Below are 20,190 nucleotides of genomic sequence, written 5' to 3'. Positions count from 1 at the left end.
GGATCCACCGGCCCGGTTTCGCCCGGCCGGGAGCGGGACGGCGGGTGCGGGCCGGGGAGCCGGGCGCACCGGCGGTGACATGCGGTGTCGCCCTTGACCGATGATCACAGGAGCTGGCAGCGTGCCGGTATGCCCGCGGCCGGGCAACGAGGCGGCGGCCGGGGCGGGAGACGCAGGGACGGACAAGATGGCACCGGACACGGCCGACCGACGGAACTCCGCCGCGCACCGCGACTTTCGCGCCGCGCGCGACCACCTGCTGCGCACCCGCGGCGACCTCGACGCCGCCCGTGCCTTCCCGCGCCCCGCGGGCGAGTACTTCAACTGGGCGCTGGACTGGTTCGACGTCGAGGCGGCGGGCAACGAGGCGGTCGCCCTGCGGGTCGTCGACCTGGACGCGGACGGCACCCTGCTGCACGAGACGGCGCTGACCTTCGCCGAGCTGAGCGAGCGCTCCGACCGCACGGCCGGCTGGCTGCGCGAGCGGGGCGTGGCGCGCGGCGACCGGGTCCTGCTGCTGCTGGGCAACCAGGTGGCGCTGTGGGAGGTGATGCTCGCGGCGATCAAGCTGGGCGCGGTGGTCATCCCGGCGAGCACCCTGCTGACCGCGGACGACCTGGCCGACCGGCTCTCCCGGGGCCGGGTGCGGCACGTGGTCGCCGAGTCCGCGCTCACCCCCAACTTCGCCGGGCAGGAGGGCGACTGGACCGGGATCGCGGTCGGCGAGCCCGTCCCCGGCTGGGTGGACTACGCCGGGGCGGCCGAGCACACCGGCGGCTTCACCCCGGACGGGCCCACCCGGGCCGAGGACCCGCTGCTGCTCTACTTCACCTCCGGCACCACCAGCCGGCCCAAGCTGGTGCAGCACACCCACCGCTCCTACCCCGTCGGCCACCTCTCGACGATGTACTGGATCGGCCTGCGGCCGGGCGACGTCCACCTGAACGTGTCCTCCCCGGGCTGGGCCAAGCACGCCTGGAGCAACTTCTTCGCCCCGTGGAACGCCGGGGCGGAGATCCTGATCGTCAACCAGCCGCGCTTCTCGGCCCGGCCGTTGCTGGACGCGCTCGTCCGCCACCGGGTGACCTCGTTCTGCGCGCCGCCCACCGTGTGGCGGATGCTGCTGCTGGAGGACCTGGGACAGTGGCGGCCGCCGCTGCGCGAACTCGTCGGCGCGGGCGAACCGCTCAACCCCGAGGTGGTCGAGCAGATCGAACGGGCCTGGGGCGTCGCCCTGCGCGACGGCTACGGCCAGACCGAGACCACCGCGCAGATCGGCAACGCCCCCGGGCAGCCGGTCAAACCCGGCTCGATGGGCCGCCCGCTGCCCGGCTACGACGTCGTCCTGGTCGACCCGGTCACCGGCGAGGAGATCACCGGCGAGGGCGTCGACGGCGAGCTGTGCCTGCCGCTGGCGTCCGCGCCGCTCGGACTGATGGCCGGCTACCAGGACGACCCGGAGCGGCACGCCGCGTCCACGGCCGGCGGCCGCTACCACACCGGGGACGTCGCCCAGCGCGACGCCGACGGCTACTACACCTTCGTGGGCCGCGCCGACGACGTGTTCAAGAGCAGCGACTACCGGCTGTCGCCGTTCGAGCTGGAGAGCGTCCTGATCGAGCACCCGGCGGTGGCCGAGGCCGCGGTCGTCCCCTCCCCCGACCCGCTGCGGCTCTCCGTCCCCAAGGCGTACGTCATCCTGGCCCCCGGCCACGAACCCGACGCCGGGACCGCCCAGTCCATCCTCGCCTTCACCCGCAAGCGGCTCGCCCCCTACAAGCGCATCCGCCGCCTCGAATTCGCCGACCTCCCCAAGACCATCTCCGGCAAGATCCGCCGCATCGAACTGCGCGGCCGCGAACAGGAGCGGCACGCGGGCGCGGAGAGCACCGCCGGAGCCGCCGGAGCACCGCTCCGTGGGGAGCGCGAGTTCTGGGAAGAGGACTTCCCCGGCCTCAAGGACGCCTGACCCGCCGCCGATCCCCCTGCCCGGGGCCGCACCCGGGAACTACGCGGCCCCGGGCCCGACCTGCCGGTCCGCCGGGCGGTGGGTCCCGCCGAGCGGGTCGGTGAGACCGAGCGCGTCGCGGACGGCGAGGGCGAGCGTCGCGTCGTGCGAGTGGTCGAGGGTGACCGTCCGCGGCCCGCCGGCTACCGCTGCCATGGTTGCTGCTCCCCCGTCGTCGGCCGCTCCCCGCCCACCACTGGTCTCCCCGTCAGCGGGGGCGCCGACCGCTCCGGCCGGGCGGTGCTACGGCGTGGCGGTTTGAGGCGGTCACGCCGGGGGGCGATGCTGAGGGGCGACGGCCTGGCGGTTGCTGCCTCCGAGAGGGGATGGACGGACATGGCGACTAGGGTTCCGGGCCGGGCGGCGACCGCGACGGTCGACGGCGGCGGGGTGGTTACCGGCTGGTCGGCGGAGGCCGAGCGGCTGACCGGGTTCGGGACGGGCCGGGTGCTCGGGCGGCCGGCCGTCGAGCTGCTGGCGGGCCGGGTGCCGATCGCCTTGCTGCGTGCGGTGGTTCGGCACGCGCCGTTCGGAGGGATGGTGCGGCTGCACCGGTCCGAGGACGAGACGGTGGAGGTCGAACTGGGGGTGGTCCCGGTGCGGACGGCGCGCGGCGAGCCGGTCTGGGTGGTGTCCGCCCGGCCCCTGCAGCCCTTGACCACCGAGGCGGCCGCGCTGCCGGCCCTCGCCTCGGCCTCCGCGCAGGGCTCCCCGGAGGAGCGAGCCAGGCGCCGGCTGGCGCTGCTCGGCGAGGCCGGGCTGCGGATCGGTTCGACGCTCGAAGTGGAGCGCACCGCAGAGGAGTTGGCGGACGTCGCGATCGAGGGTTTCGCGGACTTCGTGGGTGTCGACCTGCTCGACTCGGTGTTCGGCGGCGGCCCGCCGACCAGCGCGGGGCTGGTGTTCTACCGGGTCGCCCAGCGGTCGGTGCTGCCGGGCAGCCCGGAGTCGGCGACCTTGTCCGGCCGGGGGGACGTGATCGCCCCGGACTCGCCGATGGCCCGGGTGCTGTCCTCGGGCCGTCCGCTGCGCACCGACTACCGGGATCCGGAGATCCGCGCCTGGCTCGCCCAGGAGCCCGAACGGGAGCGGCTGGCCAAGGAGTTCGGCATCCACTCCTCGCTGCTGGTGCCGCTGACCGCCCGCGGCACCACGCTCGGGGTGGCGATCTTCCTGCGGCACCGCACGCCGGAGCCGTTCGACCAGGACGACCTGCTGCTGGCCACCGAGCTGACGGCGCGCGCCGCGCTCTCCGTCGACAACGCCCGCCAGTACACCCAACAGCGCGACACCGCACTGGCGTTGCAGCGCTCCCTGCTGCCCAGCCGGACGCCCCGGCAGGCCGCCGTGGAGGTCGCCTTCCGGTACCTGCCGGCGGGCGGCCGGGAGGGCGTCGGCGGCGACTGGTTCGACGTGATCCCGCTGTCCGGCGCCCGGGTGGCCCTGGTGGTGGGCGACGTGGTGGGCCACGGCGTGCCCGCCTCGGCCGCGATGGGGCGGCTGCGCACGGCGGTGCGCACCCTCGCCGACATCGACATGCCGCCGGACGAACTCCTCACCCACCTGGACGACTTGGTGCTGCGGGTGGATCTGGACGAGCTGCCCGAGGGCGGCACCGCCTGGGCCGGCAGCAGTGTCGGTGCGACCTGCCTGTACGCGGTGTACGACCCGGCCACCCGGTCCTGTTCGCTGGCCCGGGCCGGGCACCCCGGGCCGGCCCTGGTCGGCCCGGACAACACCGTGACCTTCCCCGAACTCCCGGCCGGGCCGCCGCTGGGCCTGGGCGGACTCCCGTTCGAGGCGGCCGAGTTGGAGGTGCCCGAGGGCAGCGTGCTGGCCCTGTACACCGACGGCCTGCTGCGCGCCTCCGAGTTGCGCGGCGACCCCGGACTGGGCCTCGACCGGCTCGGATCGGCGCTCGCCGCCCCGATCGGCTCGCTGGAGGACCTGTGCGACCAGGTGCTCTCCTCCACCCTCGGCCCGGACGCCCCGAGCGACGACGTCGCCCTGCTGCTGGCCCGCACCCGGGCCCTGCACACCCAGGACGTCGCGGACTGGCAGCTGCGCCACGACCCGTCCGAGGTGGCCCGGGCCCGCAAGCTGGCGACCGCGAAACTCGCCGACTGGGGGATCGAAGAGGCGTCCTTCGTCACCGAGTTGGTGGTCAGCGAGCTGATCACCAACGCCGTCCGCTACGGGCGGCCGCCGATCGGCTTCCGGCTGATCCGGGACGGCGGCGTGCTGATCTGCGAGGTATCCGACGGCAGCAGCACCGCCCCGCACCTGCGGCGCGCCCGCAACGACGACGAGGGCGGCCGCGGCCTGCTGCTGGTGGCCCAGCTGTGCCGCAACTGGGGGACGCGGCACACCCCGCGCGGCAAGACCATCTGGGCCGAGCAGGAGCTCTGACCCCTCAACCCAGGGCTTCCCGCAGGGCGTTGCGCAGGACGCCGCCGTTGCGCGCCAGCAGTTCGGCGGCCGCGGCGGCGTCCACGCCGGTGAGCAGCAGCAGGATCGCGTCCTTGACCCGGCCGCCGGTGGCAGCCAACGCGGCGTCCGCGTCGGCGGGTTCGGCCTCGGTGGCGAGGGCGACGATCCGGCGGGAGCGGGCGCGCAGCTTGTCGTTGGTCGCGCGGACGTCGACCATCAGGTCCCCGTAGGTCCGGCCGAGCCGGATCATCACCAGCGTCGAGACCATGTTGAGCACCAGTTTCTGTGCCGTCCCGGCCTTCAACCTGGTGGACCCGGCCAGCAGTTCGGGCCCGGTGGTGATCTCGATCCGGTGCTCGGCGGCGTCCCCGAGCGGGGAGCCCGGGTTGCCCGCCAGCGCGACGGTCAGCGCCCCGAGCGTCCGGGCGTGCTCGACGGCGGCCAGCGCGTACGGGGTGCGGCCGGAGGCGGAGACGCCGATCACGGTGTCGGCGGCGGTCAGGGCGAGCGCGTCCAGGTCGGCGACGGCGGCCGCCCGGTCGTCCTCGGCGTCCTCCACGGCGGAGGTGAGCGCGGCGGGGCCGCCCGCGATCAGCCCGACCACCCGGCCGGGTTCGGTGCCGAAGGTCGGCGGGCACTCGCCGGCGTCCAGCACCCCGAGCCGCCCGGCCGTCCCCGCCCCGGCGTACACCAGCCGGCCGCCGCCGCGCATCCGTTCGGCGATGGCGTCCACCGCCGCCGCGATCGCCGGCACCGCCGCGCCCACGGCCTCCGGCACCGTGCGGTCCTCGGCGTTCATCAGCCGGGCGAGTTCCGCCGTCGGCAGCAGGTCGATCTCCGCGCCGCCCTCCCGCCGCCCCTCGGTGGCCAGGACGCCCAGGGCCAGGCCGTCCGGGGCTCGGCCGTCCGGGGCCTGCCGGTCTTCCTGCCGGTCTTCTTGCCGGTCTTCCTGCCGGTCGCGCGGGGTCGGTGCCATGCCGTCCACCCTAGGGGCACCGGCCGGGGCATCGGCAGGCCGGGCGCGGGGCGGCCCAGCGGGGCGCTCAGGGCGCGCCGTCGGCGGGGTCGGTCAGGGGCGCGGGGACCACCACTGCGGGTGGCGGCGGTCCGGGCCCGGGTGGATGCCGACCGCCCGGCCGGTTCCCGGTGGAACGGGTGTTGTTCGCCGGCGTGCGGTCCGGCCGGGTGTGCGGCCGGTGCGGTGGATCATCGGGGTTCTCCCGGGGGCGTTCTCGGGGTCGTCCCCGGGTCGGTTTCCGGGTTCCGGCGGGTGGGCCCGGAGGGGACGCCCTGCCAGACTCGGTGCATGGACACAGGGGGGAGAGCGTCCGTCGCCGGCGGCACCGAACCGCGCTCCGGATCCGCGACCGGCTTGGCCCGCTTCGCGGTCGGCCCGGTGCTCGGGGTGGCGGCCGCGTTCGGGGTGCTGCAGGCGGGGCTGGCGGGGCGGTACGGGTTCCACCGGGACGAGTTGTACTTCATGGCCGCCGGGCGGCACTTGGCGTGGGGGTACGTCGACCAGCCGCCGCTGACACCGCTGTTGGCGCGGCTGTCCACGGCGGCGTTCGGGGACGGCCCGGCGGGGCTGCGGGCGGTCGTGGTGCTGCTGTGCGCCGCGACGGTCGTGCTGATCGCCTTCGCCGCACGGGAGTTGGGTGCCGGGCGGGCCGGGCAGGTGCTGGCGGCGGCCGGGGCGGCGGTCTCGGCGATGGTGCTGGCGCTCGGGCACGTGCTGAGCACGGCGAGCTTCGACCTGTTCGTCTGGACGGTGCTCGGCGTGCTGGTGCTGCGCCTGCTGCGCACCGGGGAGCGGCGCTGGTGGCTCGCGATCGGGGCGGTGACCGGGATCGCCCTGCTGAACAAGGACCTGGTGCTGCTGCTGGCCGCCTCGCTGCTGCCGGCCGTCGCCTGCGGCGGGCCCGGCGCGCGGGCGGTGCTGCGCGGCTGGTGGCTGCCGGCGGGCGCGCTGCTGGCACTGCTGGTGGCGGCGCCGAACCTGTACTGGCAGGCGGCGCACGGCTGGCCGCAGCTCACCGTCGCCTCGGGCATCAGCGACCAGGACGGCCTGACCAACCGGCTGACCTTCGTACCGATGCAGCTGGTCTACCTCTCCCCCGTGCTGATCCCGGTCTGGCTGGCCGGGTTCCGCCGGCTGCGCGACGACCGACGGGTGTCCTGGGCGCGGCCGTTGGGCCACGCGTACCTGGTGCTGTGCGCGCTGGTGCTGGTGCTCGGCGGCAAGCCGTACTACGCGCTGCCGCCGCTGCTGCTGGTGCTGGCCGCCGGCTGCCGACCGGTCGCGGCGCAGCTGTGGGAGCGGGGGGAGGACGGGGGCGGTACGCGGCGGACCAGGGTGCGCCTGGTGGGGCTGCTGCTGGTGGCCGGGGCGGTCAACTCGCTGATCACGCTGCCCGTGCTGGCGCCCCGGCAGCTGTCGGTGGTGTCGGCGCTCTACCCGGAGTCCGCCGAGCAGGTGGGCTGGCCGGAGTTGACGGCGGCGGTCGCGGCGGGCTGGGCGGCCGTCCCGCCGGAGCAGCGCGGGCGGGCGGTGGTGTTCGCCACCGACTACGGCGAGGCCGGGGCGCTGGCGCGCTACGGCGCCGACTACGGCCTGCCGACCGCGTACTCGGGCCACATGTCCTTCTACGACTGGGGCCCGCCGCCGGACTCGGCGACCGGCCCCGTCGTGCTGGTCCACCCGGCGCCGTACCCGGAGGTCGAGCGGGCCTTCACCGACTGCCGGCAGGTCGCCGAGGTCGACAACGGCCACCGCCTGGCCAACGAGGAGCAGCACGCGCCGGTGCTGCTGTGCGCGGGGACGGTCGCCCCGTGGTCCGGGCTGTGGCCCCGGTTGCGGCACTTCTACTAGGCGGGAAGTCGTTTTCCGGCCAACCGGTCTTCCGAGCCCCGGGGGTGCGGGCGTCCGTGCGCGCGGGGTGAGCTGGGGAGTCGGCGCCGGGCCGCCCGATCCTGCTGTCTGAAAAAGTTTTCATGAGTTTGCGCAAGAAGGCGTCCGCTCTCCAAGCTGCGGGCATGACGAATCCGTCCTCCCGCACCCGCGTCCCGCGCCCGATCGCTCTCGCCGCCGCCGGGGCGGCCGTCCTCCTGGCGCCGCTGGCCGCCGCGCCGTCCGCCTCCGCCGCCGAAGGCACCGCGCCGCCGACCTGCGTGCAGTACTACTCGAGCTGGCGCTACACCGAGGTCGCCAACGACTGCTCCGCCGCCGTCGGCATCAGCGTCCGGTACACCGACGGCCAGGTCTCCCCGTGCCGAACCGTCCCGCCCGGCGCCCGGGCCACCTTCGCCGGCTACGGCACCGACATGAACTACGTGACGGGCCTGCTGACCTGCTCCCCCGCCCCCGTGACCGCGGTCTTCCGCGCCACCGCCACCACCGCCTACGGGCAGGGCCTCTACCTGGCGGGCAACCTCGCCGAACTCGGCGGCTGGGACCCGGCGAAGGCCGTCCCGCTGACCACGGACAGCGGCAGCTACCCGGCCTGGACCGCCGACCTGCAACTGCCGTCCGACACCCCCGTCGAGTACAAGTACCTCATCAAGGACCCCGACGGCACCGTGGTCTGGGAGGACGGCGACAACCGCACCGCCCTCACCCCGGCCACCGGCACCTTCACCGCCGACGACACCTGGCGCTGACGGGAAACGGCACGGAGGCCCCCGCTCGTCCCGGGCGCCGACGAGTTCCCCGGCTTCGCCACCGCGGTGGTGCTCGCCGCACGGCGGGCGGGTGCTCTCCGGCCCGTCGGCGGAGGAGGCCGACCACCTGATCGGCGCGACCCCCGGCGCCGGGACGGGCCGGGCGGGCCGGGCGCGGCTACCGCCCGCTCGTCCGGCCGTCGGCTCCCGGCAGGGTGCGCAGTTCGCTGTCGGTGATGCCGCCCGGGCACTCGCGCTCGCGTCCCCAGCCGGCCAGGTCGGCGCCGGCCCGGTAGGCGGATTCCAGGAACTCCAGCGCGGTGTTCCACGGGTCGTCGGCGGCGCGGACGTCCTCGTACATCAGCAGGGCCAGGTGACTGCCCCGGCCGGGACTCCAGCGGGCGGCGTCGGGGCGCAGCGGCCGGGTGTCGAGGCCGACGGGTTCGGGGGCGGTGTAGGAGTAGAACGCGGGGGCCGGGACGTTGTCGTCGCCGAACCAGAAGCCGGCGCTGATGACTTCGCGGGAGTAGGCCTCGCGGGTGACGGGGTCGGCGGCGGGCTGGTCGGTCTCGCGGTCGGAGAAGCGGGTGACGGCGAGGTCGAAGGTGTGCCAGAAGTGGTGGACGGGGCTGGTCTTGCCGGAGTACCCGGCGGCGTACTCCTCCAGCAGCAGGGCGACCTGGCTCAGGACGTGCCAGTAGGTGGTGACGGCGGCCGGGTCGTAGCTGCGGTGCTCGTGGTCGTCGGCGAAGGGGCGGTGGGCGTCGGGCAGGTCGTACGGGTAGGGGTGCTCGGGGAGGACGTCGATGTCGAGGTGGACGAGGGCGCGCAGGGTGTCGCGGTAGAAGTCGCCGACGGAGCGCCCGGCGAGCGGGAAGGAGTCCTCGGCGCCGTCGAGGGTGCGCACGTACAGGCGGTGGTCGGTGAAGTCGAAGTCGATGGTGAAGGCGTCGCCGCCGCGGGTGGGGCCGGTGGGGCGGGTGGTGATGCCGCGGCCGGTGAGGTGGAAGGGGACGTTCCACCAGTGGTTGCGGCGGGCGCTGCCGGCCAGCCGGATCTTGCCGATGACCTGGGCGAAGCGGTGCAGCGTCTCCTTGGTGTCCCGCCAGGACTCCAGGGGCAGGGGCGGGAACAGCTCCATGGTGCACTCCGGCGTGAGGGGAGGTGGTCGGGGGCCGCTGCCCATCCTCACCGGTCGCGGCGGACCGTCCGGGCACGACGCGCCCGGCCGGTCGGGCCGGGTGCTCCGGGCGGGTGCCGCGACGGCCACTCCGTCCCGCCGCAGGCTCCGGATCTGGTGGGTCCCGCCGGAGTACGGGCCGATGACCGTCCCGGCGTTCTCGAACGGGAAGCGGAGCACGGTGGAGAACCACAGGCTGCAGTGGCTGCTGACCGGCCGCAGGCGGCGCGGCCGGGGTTCGGCGAGCGCCGCCCCGTACCGGCGCAGGGTCAGGTGGGGGTCGGAGCCGTCCCTCCGGCGCCAGACGCGGGCCCGGTCGGGCCCCGGTTCGGGCGGGTCGCCGGGCATCCTCGGTTCGGGCGCCCGGCCTTCGAAGTCGGCTCGGCACCAGGCCAGTTCGGTGGGCGCGGACAGCACGACGCCTGCCCGGTCGGCGAGTCGGGCCGGTTCGGCGGCGAACTCGGCCGCGGTGGCGTCCCGTTCGGCCCGGGTCTCGCAGTGGGGGATGCGCCATGGCGCGGAGTGCGGTGAGGATCCGGCCGCCCCGCGCCGGCTCGGGCGGACCGGCGCGGGGCGGGGGTTCAGCTTCCGGCGGCCGTCTCCTGTCGGACCGTCTCGCGCAGCTTGCGGCGGCGCTCGGCGGCTCGGCGGCGCTCGTCCTCGTCGGCCGCGGTGATGTCGAGGAAGACCTGGTCGATGTCGGGGCAGGTCGACCTGATCCGCTGCTTGAGCTGGACGCAGAGCTCCTCGACCCCGTTGCTGTCCAGTCCGTCGACCAGGTCGATCCGGGCGGCGAGCAGGGCGGAGCCGGGGCCGAGCCGCATGGTCAGCAGCCGGGTCACGGTGTCGACCTCGGGGCGTTCGGTGAGCACGTCGAGCGCCTTCTGCTGGACGGCCGGGTCGACGGCCTGGCCGACCAGGAGGTCCTTGGCGTCGCGGCCGAGCCGGTAGGCGACGTACATCAGCAGGGCCGCGATGGCCAGGGCCGCGGCCGCTTCCCACTGGGGGCGGCCGGTCCACTGGTGCAGTCCGGCGCCCGCCAGGGCCAGCAGGACGCCGAGGACCGCCGCCGCGTCCTCCGCGAACACCGTCCGCACCGTGGGGTCGTCGCCCCGGCGCAGCTGTGCCGACAGGCCGCGTCCGGCCTGCCGGGCCTGTCGGCGCACCTGCAGCGTGGCCCTGGCCAGCGAGCCGCCTTCCGCGATCAGCGACACCAGCAGCACCAGGTACACGACCAGGTAGTCGCCGGTCTCCTCCGCCTGCGGGTTCAGCAGGGTGTGCAGGCCCTGGTAGAAGGAGAAGCAGCCGCCGGTGACGAAGATGCCGACGGCGGCCAGCATCGACCAGAAGAACCGCTCCTTGCCGTAGCCGAAGGGGTGGCGGGCGTCCGGCCGGCGGCGGCTGCGGCTCAGCGAGGCCAGCAGGAACACCTCGTTGAGGCTGTCGGCGACCGAGTGCGCCGCCTCGGAGAGCAGTGCGGGCGAGCCCGCGATCAGGCCGCCCACGATCTTCGCCAGTGCGATCACCAGGTTGGCCAGCAGCGCGACCAGGACCGTCCCCCTGGTCTCGCCGTCGCCCTCCGGCCCGCCCCGCTCCGGGCCGCCCTGCTCCGTGCCGTCGGTCTTCGGCTCGTCCGTCCGCGCTCCGTGCGCCTCGTCCCTCGTCATGCCCTGCCGTGTGCCCCGGGCCCGGTCGCGCAACCGCCCCGCCGGGCGGGTGGAGCGGTGCCGGGCGGGTGGAGCGGTGCCGGGCGGGCACCGGGCTTGGCGGTCCGGTGCCCGGAGGAGGCGCGGTCAGCCGCGTCCGGTGCCGGTGCCGTGCGGCAGGACGTAGCGCTGCGGGGCCATCGCGGTGTCGTGTCCGGGCAGGGCGGCCATCACCGCGGCGTGTGCCTGTTCGGGGGTGAGGGGGTCGGTTCCGGTGTCGATCACGGCTCTCAACTCTCCGTCTTCCCAGGTGACTTCGATGTCGCGGGTGGCGGGCAAGGCGGTGCGCAGCAGGTCGGCGACGGCGTCCAGGTCGACCCAGTTGCTGCCGACCTGCCGCCAGCGGGCCTTCTCGCGGCGGCCGGCGGGCAGGCCGCTGAGGGCGGCGATCTCCCCGTCGGGGCCGAGTGCGACGTTGCGGCTGCCGGCGAGGTCGAGCAGGCGCAGCAGGGCGAGCGCGAAGAGTTCGGTCTCCTCGCGGTCGAGGACGTCGGGGTGGGTGTGCAGGGTGAACTCCAGGCAGCCGGCGGTGCGCCAGATGTTCAGCATCAGCCGGGTGGGGGTGGGTTCGGCGGGGTACCAGGCGAGGTCGGGTTCGACGGCCGGCAGCGGGCGGGCGGCGGCGGCCTCGGCGGGGACGGTGGCGCTGAGGTCGTTGACGACGACGTGCCGGGCGAAGCGGGCGCCGCGCCGGACGGCGACGTCCTCGATGAGCTGCCAGATCCGTTCGGCGTCGAAGGTGGCGTGCCAGTAGCCGGACAGGGCGTGGGCCTGGGTGCGGCCGATCAGGGTGTCCAGGTCGGGGCAGTCGGTGTCGACGGCGAGCAGGGCGTCCTGGGCGAGGGTGCCGATGTGCTCGGCGAGGCCGGGGCGGTGCCGGTTGGCGGAGAGCGCGGCCATCACCACGGTGGAGCGGGCCGCCCGGTGGGCCGCCAGGACGGCGTAGCAGGCCAGCAGGACGGCCGAGTTGGAGGCACCGGTGCGGGCGGCCGCGCGTTCCAGGGCGGCCGCGCCGGCGGTGGAGCGGACGCCCAGGGTGGGCAGCAGGGTGTCGCTGGGGCCGATCCGGTCGTCGGCGAACACCGAGGTGGGCTGCTCGGCGAGGATGTGCTCCCAGTGCCGCAGGGCGGCCTTGGTGCGGCGCTGCCCGGAGGCGGACCGCTCCTGCCGCGCGACCTCGACGGGGGTGGGCGCGGCGGGCGCGGGCAGGGTGCCGCCGGCGGCCAGCGCGAGCCACTCCTGGAACAGCAGTCCGGTGGCGACGCCGTCGAGTTGGGCGTGGCAGATGACCACGGCCAGCAGGACGGGTGCGCCGTTCCGGGTGAGCAGGGCGAAGCGGAGCGGGAACTCCTCGGCCAGGTCGAAGGCCGGCCGCCGCCCCTCCCAGCAGTAGGTCTCGGCCCGGGCGGCCGGGTCCTCGCCGTCCGCGAGCGGGATCACCTGGACGGTGAACTCGCCTTCGGCGCGCACGCGTTGGCGCTCGGGCTGGCGGTCGGCCCGGCCGGGGAAGACGGTGCGCAGGGCGGCGTGGCGTTCGGCGAGGGTGCGCAGCGCGTCCAGGCAGGCCGGGAGTGCGGCGCCGGGCGGGACGCTCCAGGTGGCCTGCTTGTTCATGTGCGAGGGTTCGTCGTGGCGCAGGCAGCGGATCATGTTGTCCTGGCCGAGGGTGAGCGGGCCCTCGGCTTCGGGCGCCTCGGCGCGGTAGCGCAGGGTGAGGGTGCGGGCGGGTTCGCTGCTTCGCGATGGTGCGGCTGACATGTCGTCAGTCTCCGTTCAGGGCGGTGCCGATGTGCTCGGGCCAGTCGACGGGGCGGGGGCCGTGGGCGTGCAGCAGGGCGAGGGCGATCCGGTCGAGGCCGAAGGCGGTGCAGGCGGTGTTGCCCGGCGCGCCGTCGGCGGTGAAGTCGAAGACCTCGCCGAAGTGGTCCTTGTGGATGTTGGCGGAGGCGATGGCCTGCGGCAGCCCGTCGGCCACCGGGACGCGCAGTTCGAACTTCAACTCCTGTACGCGCTGGGCGGCTTGGTAGAGCTTGCGGCCGCCGCCGAAGAACGGGTCGTCGGCGAGTTCGACGGCGGGCTTGAGCCCGAGGCCCTCCAGCCAGTCGGCGGTCCTGCGCAGCCAGTGCTCGCGCCAGTCCTGGCAGTGCTCGGCGGTGCCGGCGGTGACGAGTTCGGCCATCGTGAAGCTGCGCAGCCGGCCGGGTTCGGCGGTGGCCTCCTGCCGGAAGCACTGGGCCTCGACGCTGTAGCGGACGGGCCGCTCCAGGTCCCGGCCGGCGAGTCCGGCGTACACGGGGTAGCAGGCGGCGGGCAGCAGCACCAGGTCGGCGAGTTCCTGGCGGGCGTGCCAGGGGCCGGATTCGGCGATCAGCGGGGAGAGCCGGCGCCATTCGGCGGCGCTGCCGGTGTAGCTGTGCACGGTGCCGAGCAGGTGCGGGAAGGAGGCGACGTAGCCGGCCCGTTCGATGGTGGCGCGGGAGATCACGGGCGGGACGACGAGCCGTTCGAAGGGCTCGTCGGCGGCCAGCCGGGCGATCGAGTCGCTCAGCGCGCGCAGCAGCTTCTCGTAGGCGGCGGGCTGGAGTTGGACGCCCGGCGCGGCGGTGGGCAGCGGGGTGGCGTCGTCGGGGTGGCGGGTGCTCATGGCGGGGCCTCAGTCAGGGTCGGGGCCGGCGGGCGGCGGGCCGCGGCAGGGGGACGTGCGGTGGGCGGACGTGCGGTGGGAGGACGTGCGACGGGGGCGCGGCGGGGGCGCGGCGGTCGTCGCCGGGCGGCGGGGCGCGCGCTCAGGTCCGCGGGGTGGCGGGCGCGGCCGGGTGCGCGGTCGGGCGCGGGTCCGGGTGCAGGTCCGGATCGGGGTAGCGGCGCAGGCGCGGCCGCAGCGACCGGGTGCCGGTGCGGGCGACGGCGGCCCGGTAGCCGGGGGGCGCGGGCAGGTCGTGGACGGTGCCCGGCCCAAGCGGGCCGTGCAGCCGGTGCGGGCCCGGGGTGTCGCCGGGCGGTCCGGCGTGGGTGCGCAGCCCGTCGGCGAGGCGTCCGCCGTGGGCCTTGGTGTACGCCTCCTTGCGCGTCCAGCGGCGGGTGAACTCCTCGGCGTCCCGGGCGGTTTCGCCCGCCGGGTAGTAGCGGGCGGCGAGCCGGGCGGCGGCCCGGTCGGCGGGGACGGGCTCCAAGTCGACCCCGATGCCGCCCCCCTCGCCGCCGGGTCCGTCCTCGTCCCGGCGGTGCACGGCGAACAGCGCCCACGGCCCGGCGGTGCTCAGGCTGACGCTCAACTCGCCTTGCAGTCCGTCGGGTTCGGGCCGCCCGTGCGGGCCGCGACGCCAACGGACGCGTTCCGGGGGCAGGCCGGCGGCCTCGGCGGTGAGCAGTCGGGCGGCGGCGTGCGCGGCGATGAAGCGGCGGCGCTGCGGCCCGTCGGGGTGGCGGTCGGCGCGGGCGAGTTCCTCCCGGTCGAGCAGGGTGCGGGCGCCGGGCGGCAGCAGGTCGGCGCGGATCAGCCAGATGTCCGTCATCGGCCGGCTCCCGCGGCCGCCCAGTGGGCGAGGTCGAGGCGTCCGGTCTCCGGCTCCAGGTCGGCGAGCGCCAGTGGCCGTCCGGCGAGGGCGGGGTCGGCGAGGGCGGCGGCGAGGGCGGCCCAGCCGCCGGTGTACGGGTTGCCGGGGCGGGCCGCCCTGGTGTCCGGGCCGGGCGGCGGTTCGACGCCGACCAGCCCGGGGCCGAGCAGCAGCACCGCCCCGTCCGGCAGTTCGGCGCACAACTCCTTGAGCGCACCACCGATCTGATGTTCCGTCACTTCGCTTGTGCTGCACGTTCCTTGGAGCGCACGGCCGCCCTCCGGCTCCGCCTCCCAGAGCAGGGCGGCGGCGGAGTGGCGGTCCGGGAGCCGGGCGGGGCGGTGCGGGCGGTGGTGCAGGTCGGCCTGCTCGACGGCGATCAGCAGGGCGCGCCGGGGCGCCCCGCCGGTGCGCGCGTAGGCGTCGGCGATCCGCAGGGCGCTGAACGCGGCGCCGGCGCCCTCGTCGCAGATCGCGAAGGACATCGGTTCGCCCGGGCAGGACTCGCCGAGGTGCAGGGCGACGGCCTGTCCGGGGCGGACGTCGGGCACGGCGTACACCAGCACCAGCAGGTCGACCGGGCGGGCCGGGTCAACCAGGGCGTCGATGGCGCGTCCGGCCAGCGCGGCGTACGACTGCCCGCGGGCCCCGGCCAGCGCCTCCTCGTCGAGTTCGACCCCGTACGGGCGGGTCAGGTCGGCGGTGAAGGTGCGCAGGTCGGGGTCGGCGGCGAGCGGGGAGCGGCCGGGCAGGTCGAGGGCGTGGGCGGCGGTCAGGCGCAGCGGGGAGGCGGCGCGCGGCAGGGTGGTGGCGGGGAGCGGTCCGCGGACGCGCACGGTCGATCAGTCCTCGGCGATGACGTGTCCGGCGACGAAGCCCGCGAGGGTGCCGACCGAGCGCAGGTCGTCCTGGTCGATGCCCTCGACGTCGATCTGCACGTCGAGGTGGTCCTCCAGTTCCAGGATGAGTTCCAGGGTGGCGGCGGAGGTGAGGCCGACCTCGTCGAACAGGCAGGCGTTCTCGCCGATTTCGGGGAGCTCGCGCTTGAGCACCTGGGGCAGCAGCAGCAGGATCCCGTCCAGGGCGCGGTCGCGCAGCTCGGGATCGACGGTGGCGATGGTGGTGTCGGCGGTGTTTTCGGGCAGGGCGGAGTCGGTCATGGCGATCCCCTGATCTGGCCGGCGCCCCGGCGGCGGCCGGGGTGCGGGCGGGTGGACTGGACGGGTGCGCGGCCGGGTGCACGGCCGGGCGCGGCGCGGCTTCGGCACGGCGCGGCTTCGGCACGGCGCGACTTCGGTGCGGCGCGGCTTCGGTGCGGGGCCCCGGGCACCGGACGCCGGTGGGCGTCAGTGCTGGAGCACCATGGCGGCGAAGGTCGCGCCGATCCCGGACGCGGCGACCAGGTAGCGGTCGCCGCGGCGGAGCAGGCCGCGGGTGGTGGCGGTGTGGTGGTTGAGCAGGATGTCGGCGGCGAAGCTGTGCCCCACCGCCGGGACGTTGTCCAGCACCACGCGCTCGGGCGGGTACCCGATCCGGCGGCAGATCCGTTTCCAGGAGATCTGGTTGACGTTGTGCGGCAGCAGCAGCCGGATGGAGTCCCAGCTCTCGCCGGCCTCCTCCAGTGCCGCTTCCATCACGGCCGTCATCAGCTCCGGGTAGCTGCGCTGGTAGCGCAGCATGAGTTCCGGATCGTCGGCGAGTCGCCCGTCGAACTCGCCGCGCTGGTCGACCGCGTAGGACAGCACGCGGTCGTGTTCGCCTCCGGCCCGCACCAGGCAGGCGGCCGCCCCTTCGCCGAACAGGGCGGTCTCCGGGACGATTCGGGCGTCCCGGGTGAAGGTCTTCTCGCCCGCCAGGATCAGCGCCGTCGCCCCGGGGTCGGGTTCTGCCGCCAGCAGCCGACCGGCCACGTCCAGGGCCAGCAGGGAGCCGGCGCAGGCGTGGTGGGTGATGGTGAAGGCACGTGCGTGCGTCAGCCCCAGACGGCCGAGCGCGTCGTGCAGCGGGTTGTGCGGGTAGGGCACCGCGATCGGCAGGCTGCGCGCGTGCAGCACGTACTTCACCCGGTGTTCGTTGCCGCGCAGCGGGGCCAGGGCCTTCGCTGCGGCGGTGAGCAGATCGGTCAGGTCTCCGTCGGGGTCCACCCTGACCTGGTCCAGTCCGTGGAAACGGCGGAAGAGCCGAATCTGACGTTCCGTCAGCCCCAGGCGTTCTCCGACCAGTTCGACCGGTTCGGCGAGGGGTGGCAGGTGGACGGCGACTGCTTCCAGAGCGGTCACGCGGGCTAGTATTCCGTCGCCTCACCGGCCCGCACAAGGGATCTCCGGCGCTTCCTTCCCGATATCCCCCTGTGGTCTGTACCACTTCTCCCTCGTCCGCACACGACTCGTGCGGATCGCGGCCGGTGCGGCCCGGACCCCCGCCGCTGCCGGCCCCCGTTGCACCCCGCGATCCCCCCGCGCCCCCTCCCGAGGAGACCTCCGTGCCCGCGACCGCCCCCACCACCGCTCCCCCGCTGCGCCTGCTGATCGTGGTGCCGCCGCTGGCCGGACACCTGCTGCCGGCCCGGGCGCTGGCCCGGGCCTGGGCCGCGCACGGGCACCAGGCGGCCTGGGTGGGGCCGGAGCCGGCGCTGCGGCCGCTGCTCGGGCCGGACGCGGTGGTGCACCCGACCGGGGCCCGGCTGTTCCGGGAGCAGGCGGCGGGCGGGGCGGCGGCGGTGCGTTCGCTGTGGGAGGGCTTCGTGGTGCCGCACACCAGGTTCACCCTGGGCGCGGTGCGGCGGGCCGTCGCGCAGTGGCGGCCGGACGTGGTGCTGGTCGACCAGCACAGTCCGGCGGGCGCGCTGGCCGCGCACGGCGCGGGCGTGCGGTGGGCGAGTTTCGCGCCGTCCTCGCTGGAGATCGGTGATCCGCTGGGCGGCGACGGCGAGTTGACCGCCTGGCGGGAGGAGGTGCTGCGCGGCCTGTGGGAGCGGGCCGGGCTGCCCGCCGCCGAGTACGCCGACCCGCGGTTCTCCCCCGGGCTGGTGCTCGCACCGAGCTGCGCCGAGCTGCTCGGCCTGGACCCGGGGGCCGTCCCGGCCGAGTACGCGCTGGTCGGGCCGCTGCTCGACGACCGGTACGAGTCGTTCCCGTGGGACCGGCTGCTGGACCGGCCGCACCGGGTGCTGGTCACCATGGGCACGCTGTCCGCCGAGGTGGCGGACGGCTTCCTGGAGCGGACGGCCGCCGCGCTGGCCGGACTGCCGGACGTGCAGGCGGTGGTGGCGGCCCCGGGCGGGGTGCGGCTGCCGCCGGGGTCGATCGGCTGCGGGCGCGTTCCGGTGCTGGAACTGCTTGAGCGCGGGGCGGTGGACGCCGTACTGTGCCACGGCGGGATGAACACCGTCGGTGAATCCCTCGTCCACGGGCGGCCGTTGGTGGTCGCCCCGATCCGCCATGACCAGCCGGTGACCGCCGGGCGGCTGGCCGCGCTGGGCGCGGCCGTCCGGGTCGACTTCGCCACCGCTCCGCCCGAGCGGCTGCGTTCGGCGCTGCGCGCCGTCCTCGACGATCCCGCGCACCGCCGCTCCGCCGAACTGCTGGGGCGCCAACTGCGGGACGGCGGCGGCGCGGCGGCGGCCGTCGAGCGGCTGGAGCGGTTCGCGCGCGCACCGCGCTGAACCGGCCCCGCCGTCTGGTCCAGACCATTGTCGGGAGGCCGGGTCGGGCCCTAGGGTCTGCTCCGGCGCCCGTCCCCGCCCCCCTTCCTCGAACCTCCCCGCCCCTTCCTCGAACCTCCCCCGAGCTTTCCCGAGCTTTCCCGAGCACCCATCCGCACCCACCGACCACAGGAGTCCGGGTTGATCGTGACCAAGGGGCTGCGCAAGTCCTTCCAGCCCCGCCGCGGCGCCGCCGCCGTCGACGCGGTGCGCGGCATCGACCTGAACGTCGCGGAGGGCGAGATCTACGGCCTCCTCGGCCCGAACGGCGCAGGCAAGACCACCACGCTGCGCATGCTCGCCACCCTGCTCGCCCCCGACGGCGGCGCCGCCACCGTGGCCGGCGCCGACCTGCGCGCCGAGCCCAGCGAGGTCCGCCGCCGGATCGGCTACGTCGCCCAGGGCGGCGGCACCACCGACCAGGCCACCGCCCGCGAGGAGCTCGTCCTCCAGGCCCGGATGTACGGCGTCCGCAAGGCCGAGGCCGTCCGGCGCGCCGAACAGGGCCTGGCCGCCTTCGACCTGACCGAGTTCGGCGACCGGGTCTGCAAGACGTACTCGGGCGGCCAGCGCCGCCGCCTCGACCTGGCGCTCGGCGTCGTCCACCGGCCCAGGGTGCTGTTCCTGGACGAGCCGACCGTCGGCCTCGACCCGCGCAGCCGCTCCCAGGTGTGGGCCGAGGTCCGCCGCCTGCGCGAGCAGGGCATGACGGTGCTGCTGACCACCCACTACCTGGACGAGGCCGACGCCCTGTGCGACCGGATCGGCATCGTCGACAACGGCGGCATCGTCACCGAGGGCACCCCCGAGGAGCTCAAGCAGGAGATCTCCGGCGACTCCGTCACCATCGGCCTGCCCGGCCCGGAGGCGACCACCGGCGCCGAGCGCGCCCTCGCCGAACTCCCGTGCGTCCAGCGCCTGGAGGCACTGCCCGGCGAGGACGGGCTGCGCCTGCACGTGGACTCCGCGGCCACCGCGATCCCGCAACTGCTGCGCACCCTGGCCGCCGTCGGCATCGAGCCGGAGCACGTCCAGTTGCAGCGCCCCAGCCTGGACGACGTGTTCCTGGCCCTGACCGGCCGCGCGCTGGTCCACAGCGGCTGACGCCCCCCCTTCTTCCGGCACCGAAGCCCCGACGCCCCCGAGGTCCCCGTGAAGCTCGCCCGCGACACCTGGCTGGTCTACCAGCGCCAACTGCTCCTGATGGCCCGCTCCCCCGTGTGGATCGCCGTCGGACTGCTCCAACCCCTGTGCTACCTGCTGCTGTTCGCCCCGCTGCTGACCTCCGCGCTGGCCGCGTCCGGCGCGCACAGCACCGCCGACGCCTACCGGATCTACGTGCCCGGCCTGCTGTCCGCGCTGGCCCTGATGGGCGGCCTGTTCACCGGGTTCACGCTGCTCGGCGAGCTGCACGCGGGCGTCATCGAGCGCTCCCGGGTGACGCCGGTCAGCCGGGTCGCCCTGCTGCTGGGCCGGGCGCTGCGGGAGACCACGGCGCTGCTGATCCAGTCGGCGCTGATCGCCGTGCTGGCGATCCCGTTCGGCCTGACCGTGGGCCTGGCCGACCTGCTGCTGGCGATGGCGATGCTGGCGCTGATGGCGCTGATGGCGTCCTCGGTCTCCTACGGGCTGGCCCTGCTGGTGCCCACCGACGCCGCGCTCGGCCCGGTGGTCAACACCATCGCGCAGCCGCTGGCGCTGCTCTCCGGCACCCTGCTGCCGATCGCGCTGGCCCCGGTCTGGCTGCGCACCGCCGCGTCCTGGAACCCCTGCTACTGGGCGGTGGAGGGCATGCGCGCCCTGTTCGCCGGGCACCTGGACGCGCCCGAGGTGTGGCGCGGCCTGCTGCTGACCGCCCTGCTGACGGTCGTCGCGGTGGCCTGGTCGGCCCGGCTGTTCGCGCAGCGGATCCGCTGACGGCGCGCACGACCGAGCGGGGCCCGGCGGCT

The 20,190-nt window shown here is 75.5% G+C and carries 17 protein-coding genes and 1 pseudogene; 7 read left to right on the top strand and 11 right to left on the bottom strand.

Annotation, left to right across the window (positions count from 1 at the left end; genetic code table 11):
- Positions 1-187 precede the first annotated feature (187 nt).
- The gene (locus OO48_RS18270) at positions 188-1,969 is read left to right on the top strand and encodes an AMP-binding protein (protein ID WP_033217475.1); all 1,782 of its coding nucleotides are present in this window, start codon (positions 188-190) and stop codon (positions 1,967-1,969) included.
- A gap of 39 nt (positions 1,970-2,008) precedes the next feature.
- Here OO48_RS18270 and OO48_RS38390 read toward each other — a convergent pair whose 3' ends face one another.
- The gene (locus OO48_RS38390; protein ID WP_157845484.1) at positions 2,009-2,164 is read right to left on the bottom strand and encodes a hypothetical protein; all 156 of its coding nucleotides are present in this window, start codon (positions 2,162-2,164) and stop codon (positions 2,009-2,011) included.
- A 180-nt stretch (positions 2,165-2,344) separates the two neighbouring features.
- On the opposite strand from OO48_RS38390, the gene OO48_RS18265 reads away from it, so the two are divergent.
- Positions 2,345-4,417: a SpoIIE family protein phosphatase gene (locus tag OO48_RS18265; protein ID WP_033217473.1), complete on the top strand. Its 2,073-nt coding sequence runs from the start codon at positions 2,345-2,347 to the stop codon at positions 4,415-4,417.
- Positions 4,418-4,421: 4 nt separating this feature from the next.
- On the opposite strand, the gene murQ is transcribed toward OO48_RS18265, so the two are convergent.
- Positions 4,422-5,414, bottom strand: a complete 993-nt coding sequence (murQ, locus tag OO48_RS18260) for an N-acetylmuramic acid 6-phosphate etherase (protein WP_081952206.1) — start codon at positions 5,412-5,414, stop codon at positions 4,422-4,424.
- Between the two features lie 330 nt (positions 5,415-5,744).
- On the opposite strand from murQ, the gene OO48_RS18255 reads away from it, so the two are divergent.
- Together OO48_RS18255 and OO48_RS35750 are read left to right on the top strand one after the other, a co-directional pair.
- Entirely contained in the window at positions 5,745-7,307 is a 1,563-nt protein-coding gene (locus OO48_RS18255; protein ID WP_081952205.1) for an ArnT family glycosyltransferase, read from the top strand.
- Positions 7,308-7,471: 164 nt separating this feature from the next.
- The gene (locus OO48_RS35750) at positions 7,472-8,095 is read left to right on the top strand and encodes a carbohydrate-binding module family 20 domain-containing protein (RefSeq protein ID WP_063830702.1); all 624 of its coding nucleotides are present in this window, start codon (positions 7,472-7,474) and stop codon (positions 8,093-8,095) included.
- A gap of 178 nt (positions 8,096-8,273) precedes the next feature.
- Here OO48_RS35750 and OO48_RS18240 read toward each other — a convergent pair whose 3' ends face one another.
- From OO48_RS18240 to OO48_RS18205, 9 genes and pseudogenes are all read right to left on the bottom strand, one after another.
- Positions 8,274-9,236 carry a DUF5996 family protein gene (locus tag OO48_RS18240; protein WP_033217556.1) on the bottom strand — a complete coding sequence of 321 codons (963 nt, stop codon included), beginning with the start codon at positions 9,234-9,236 and terminating at the stop codon, positions 8,274-8,276.
- A 135-nt stretch (positions 9,237-9,371) separates the two neighbouring features.
- Positions 9,372-9,623, bottom strand: a pseudogene (locus OO48_RS39915) (DUF6193 family natural product biosynthesis protein); the annotation flags it as partial.
- Positions 9,624-9,856: 233 nt separating this feature from the next.
- Positions 9,857-10,942 carry a cation diffusion facilitator family transporter gene (locus tag OO48_RS18235; RefSeq protein ID WP_081952203.1) on the bottom strand — a complete coding sequence of 362 codons (1,086 nt, stop codon included), beginning with the start codon at positions 10,940-10,942 and terminating at the stop codon, positions 9,857-9,859.
- Between the two features lie 126 nt (positions 10,943-11,068).
- Complete coding sequence (locus OO48_RS18230) at positions 11,069-12,739, bottom strand: condensation domain-containing protein (protein ID WP_051732275.1); 1,671 nt, start codon at positions 12,737-12,739, stop codon at positions 11,069-11,071.
- A gap of 4 nt (positions 12,740-12,743) precedes the next feature.
- Entirely contained in the window at positions 12,744-13,625 is an 882-nt protein-coding gene (locus OO48_RS18225; protein ID WP_033217469.1) for a class-II aminoacyl-tRNA synthetase family protein, read from the bottom strand.
- A gap of 142 nt (positions 13,626-13,767) precedes the next feature.
- A complete protein-coding gene (locus OO48_RS18220) occupies positions 13,768-14,496 on the bottom strand; it encodes a 4'-phosphopantetheinyl transferase family protein (protein WP_051732274.1) in 729 nt (242 codons plus the stop codon).
- On the bottom strand, positions 14,493-15,374 hold the full coding sequence (locus OO48_RS18215; RefSeq protein WP_051732273.1) for a hypothetical protein: 882 nt from the start codon (positions 15,372-15,374) through the stop codon (positions 14,493-14,495). The genes OO48_RS18220 and OO48_RS18215 overlap by 4 nt, the downstream gene beginning before the upstream one ends.
- Before the next feature lie 6 nt (positions 15,375-15,380).
- On the bottom strand, positions 15,381-15,698 hold the full coding sequence (locus tag OO48_RS18210) for an acyl carrier protein (RefSeq protein ID WP_051732272.1): 318 nt from the start codon (positions 15,696-15,698) through the stop codon (positions 15,381-15,383).
- A gap of 186 nt (positions 15,699-15,884) precedes the next feature.
- Positions 15,885-16,817 carry a 3-oxoacyl-[acyl-carrier-protein] synthase III C-terminal domain-containing protein gene (locus tag OO48_RS18205; protein WP_033217467.1) on the bottom strand — a complete coding sequence of 311 codons (933 nt, stop codon included), beginning with the start codon at positions 16,815-16,817 and terminating at the stop codon, positions 15,885-15,887.
- A gap of 203 nt (positions 16,818-17,020) precedes the next feature.
- On the opposite strand from OO48_RS18205, the gene OO48_RS18200 reads away from it, so the two are divergent.
- From OO48_RS18200 to OO48_RS18190, 3 genes are all read left to right on the top strand, one after another.
- Entirely contained in the window at positions 17,021-18,202 is a 1,182-nt protein-coding gene (locus tag OO48_RS18200; RefSeq protein ID WP_051732271.1) for a glycosyltransferase, read from the top strand.
- Between the two features lie 186 nt (positions 18,203-18,388).
- The gene (locus tag OO48_RS18195) at positions 18,389-19,345 is read left to right on the top strand and encodes an ATP-binding cassette domain-containing protein (RefSeq protein ID WP_209439505.1); all 957 of its coding nucleotides are present in this window, start codon (positions 18,389-18,391) and stop codon (positions 19,343-19,345) included.
- Positions 19,346-19,393: 48 nt separating this feature from the next.
- Entirely contained in the window at positions 19,394-20,158 is a 765-nt protein-coding gene (locus OO48_RS18190; protein ID WP_033217463.1) for an ABC transporter permease, read from the top strand.
- Positions 20,159-20,190: the final 32 nt, after the last annotated feature.

This window comes from Kitasatospora phosalacinea (assembly GCF_000716545.1).
Taxonomy (GTDB): Bacteria; Actinomycetota; Actinomycetes; order Streptomycetales; family Streptomycetaceae; genus Kitasatospora; species Kitasatospora phosalacinea.
Note: the sequence above shows the minus strand (reverse complement) of the source record. Positions and strands in the feature narration are given on the sequence as shown.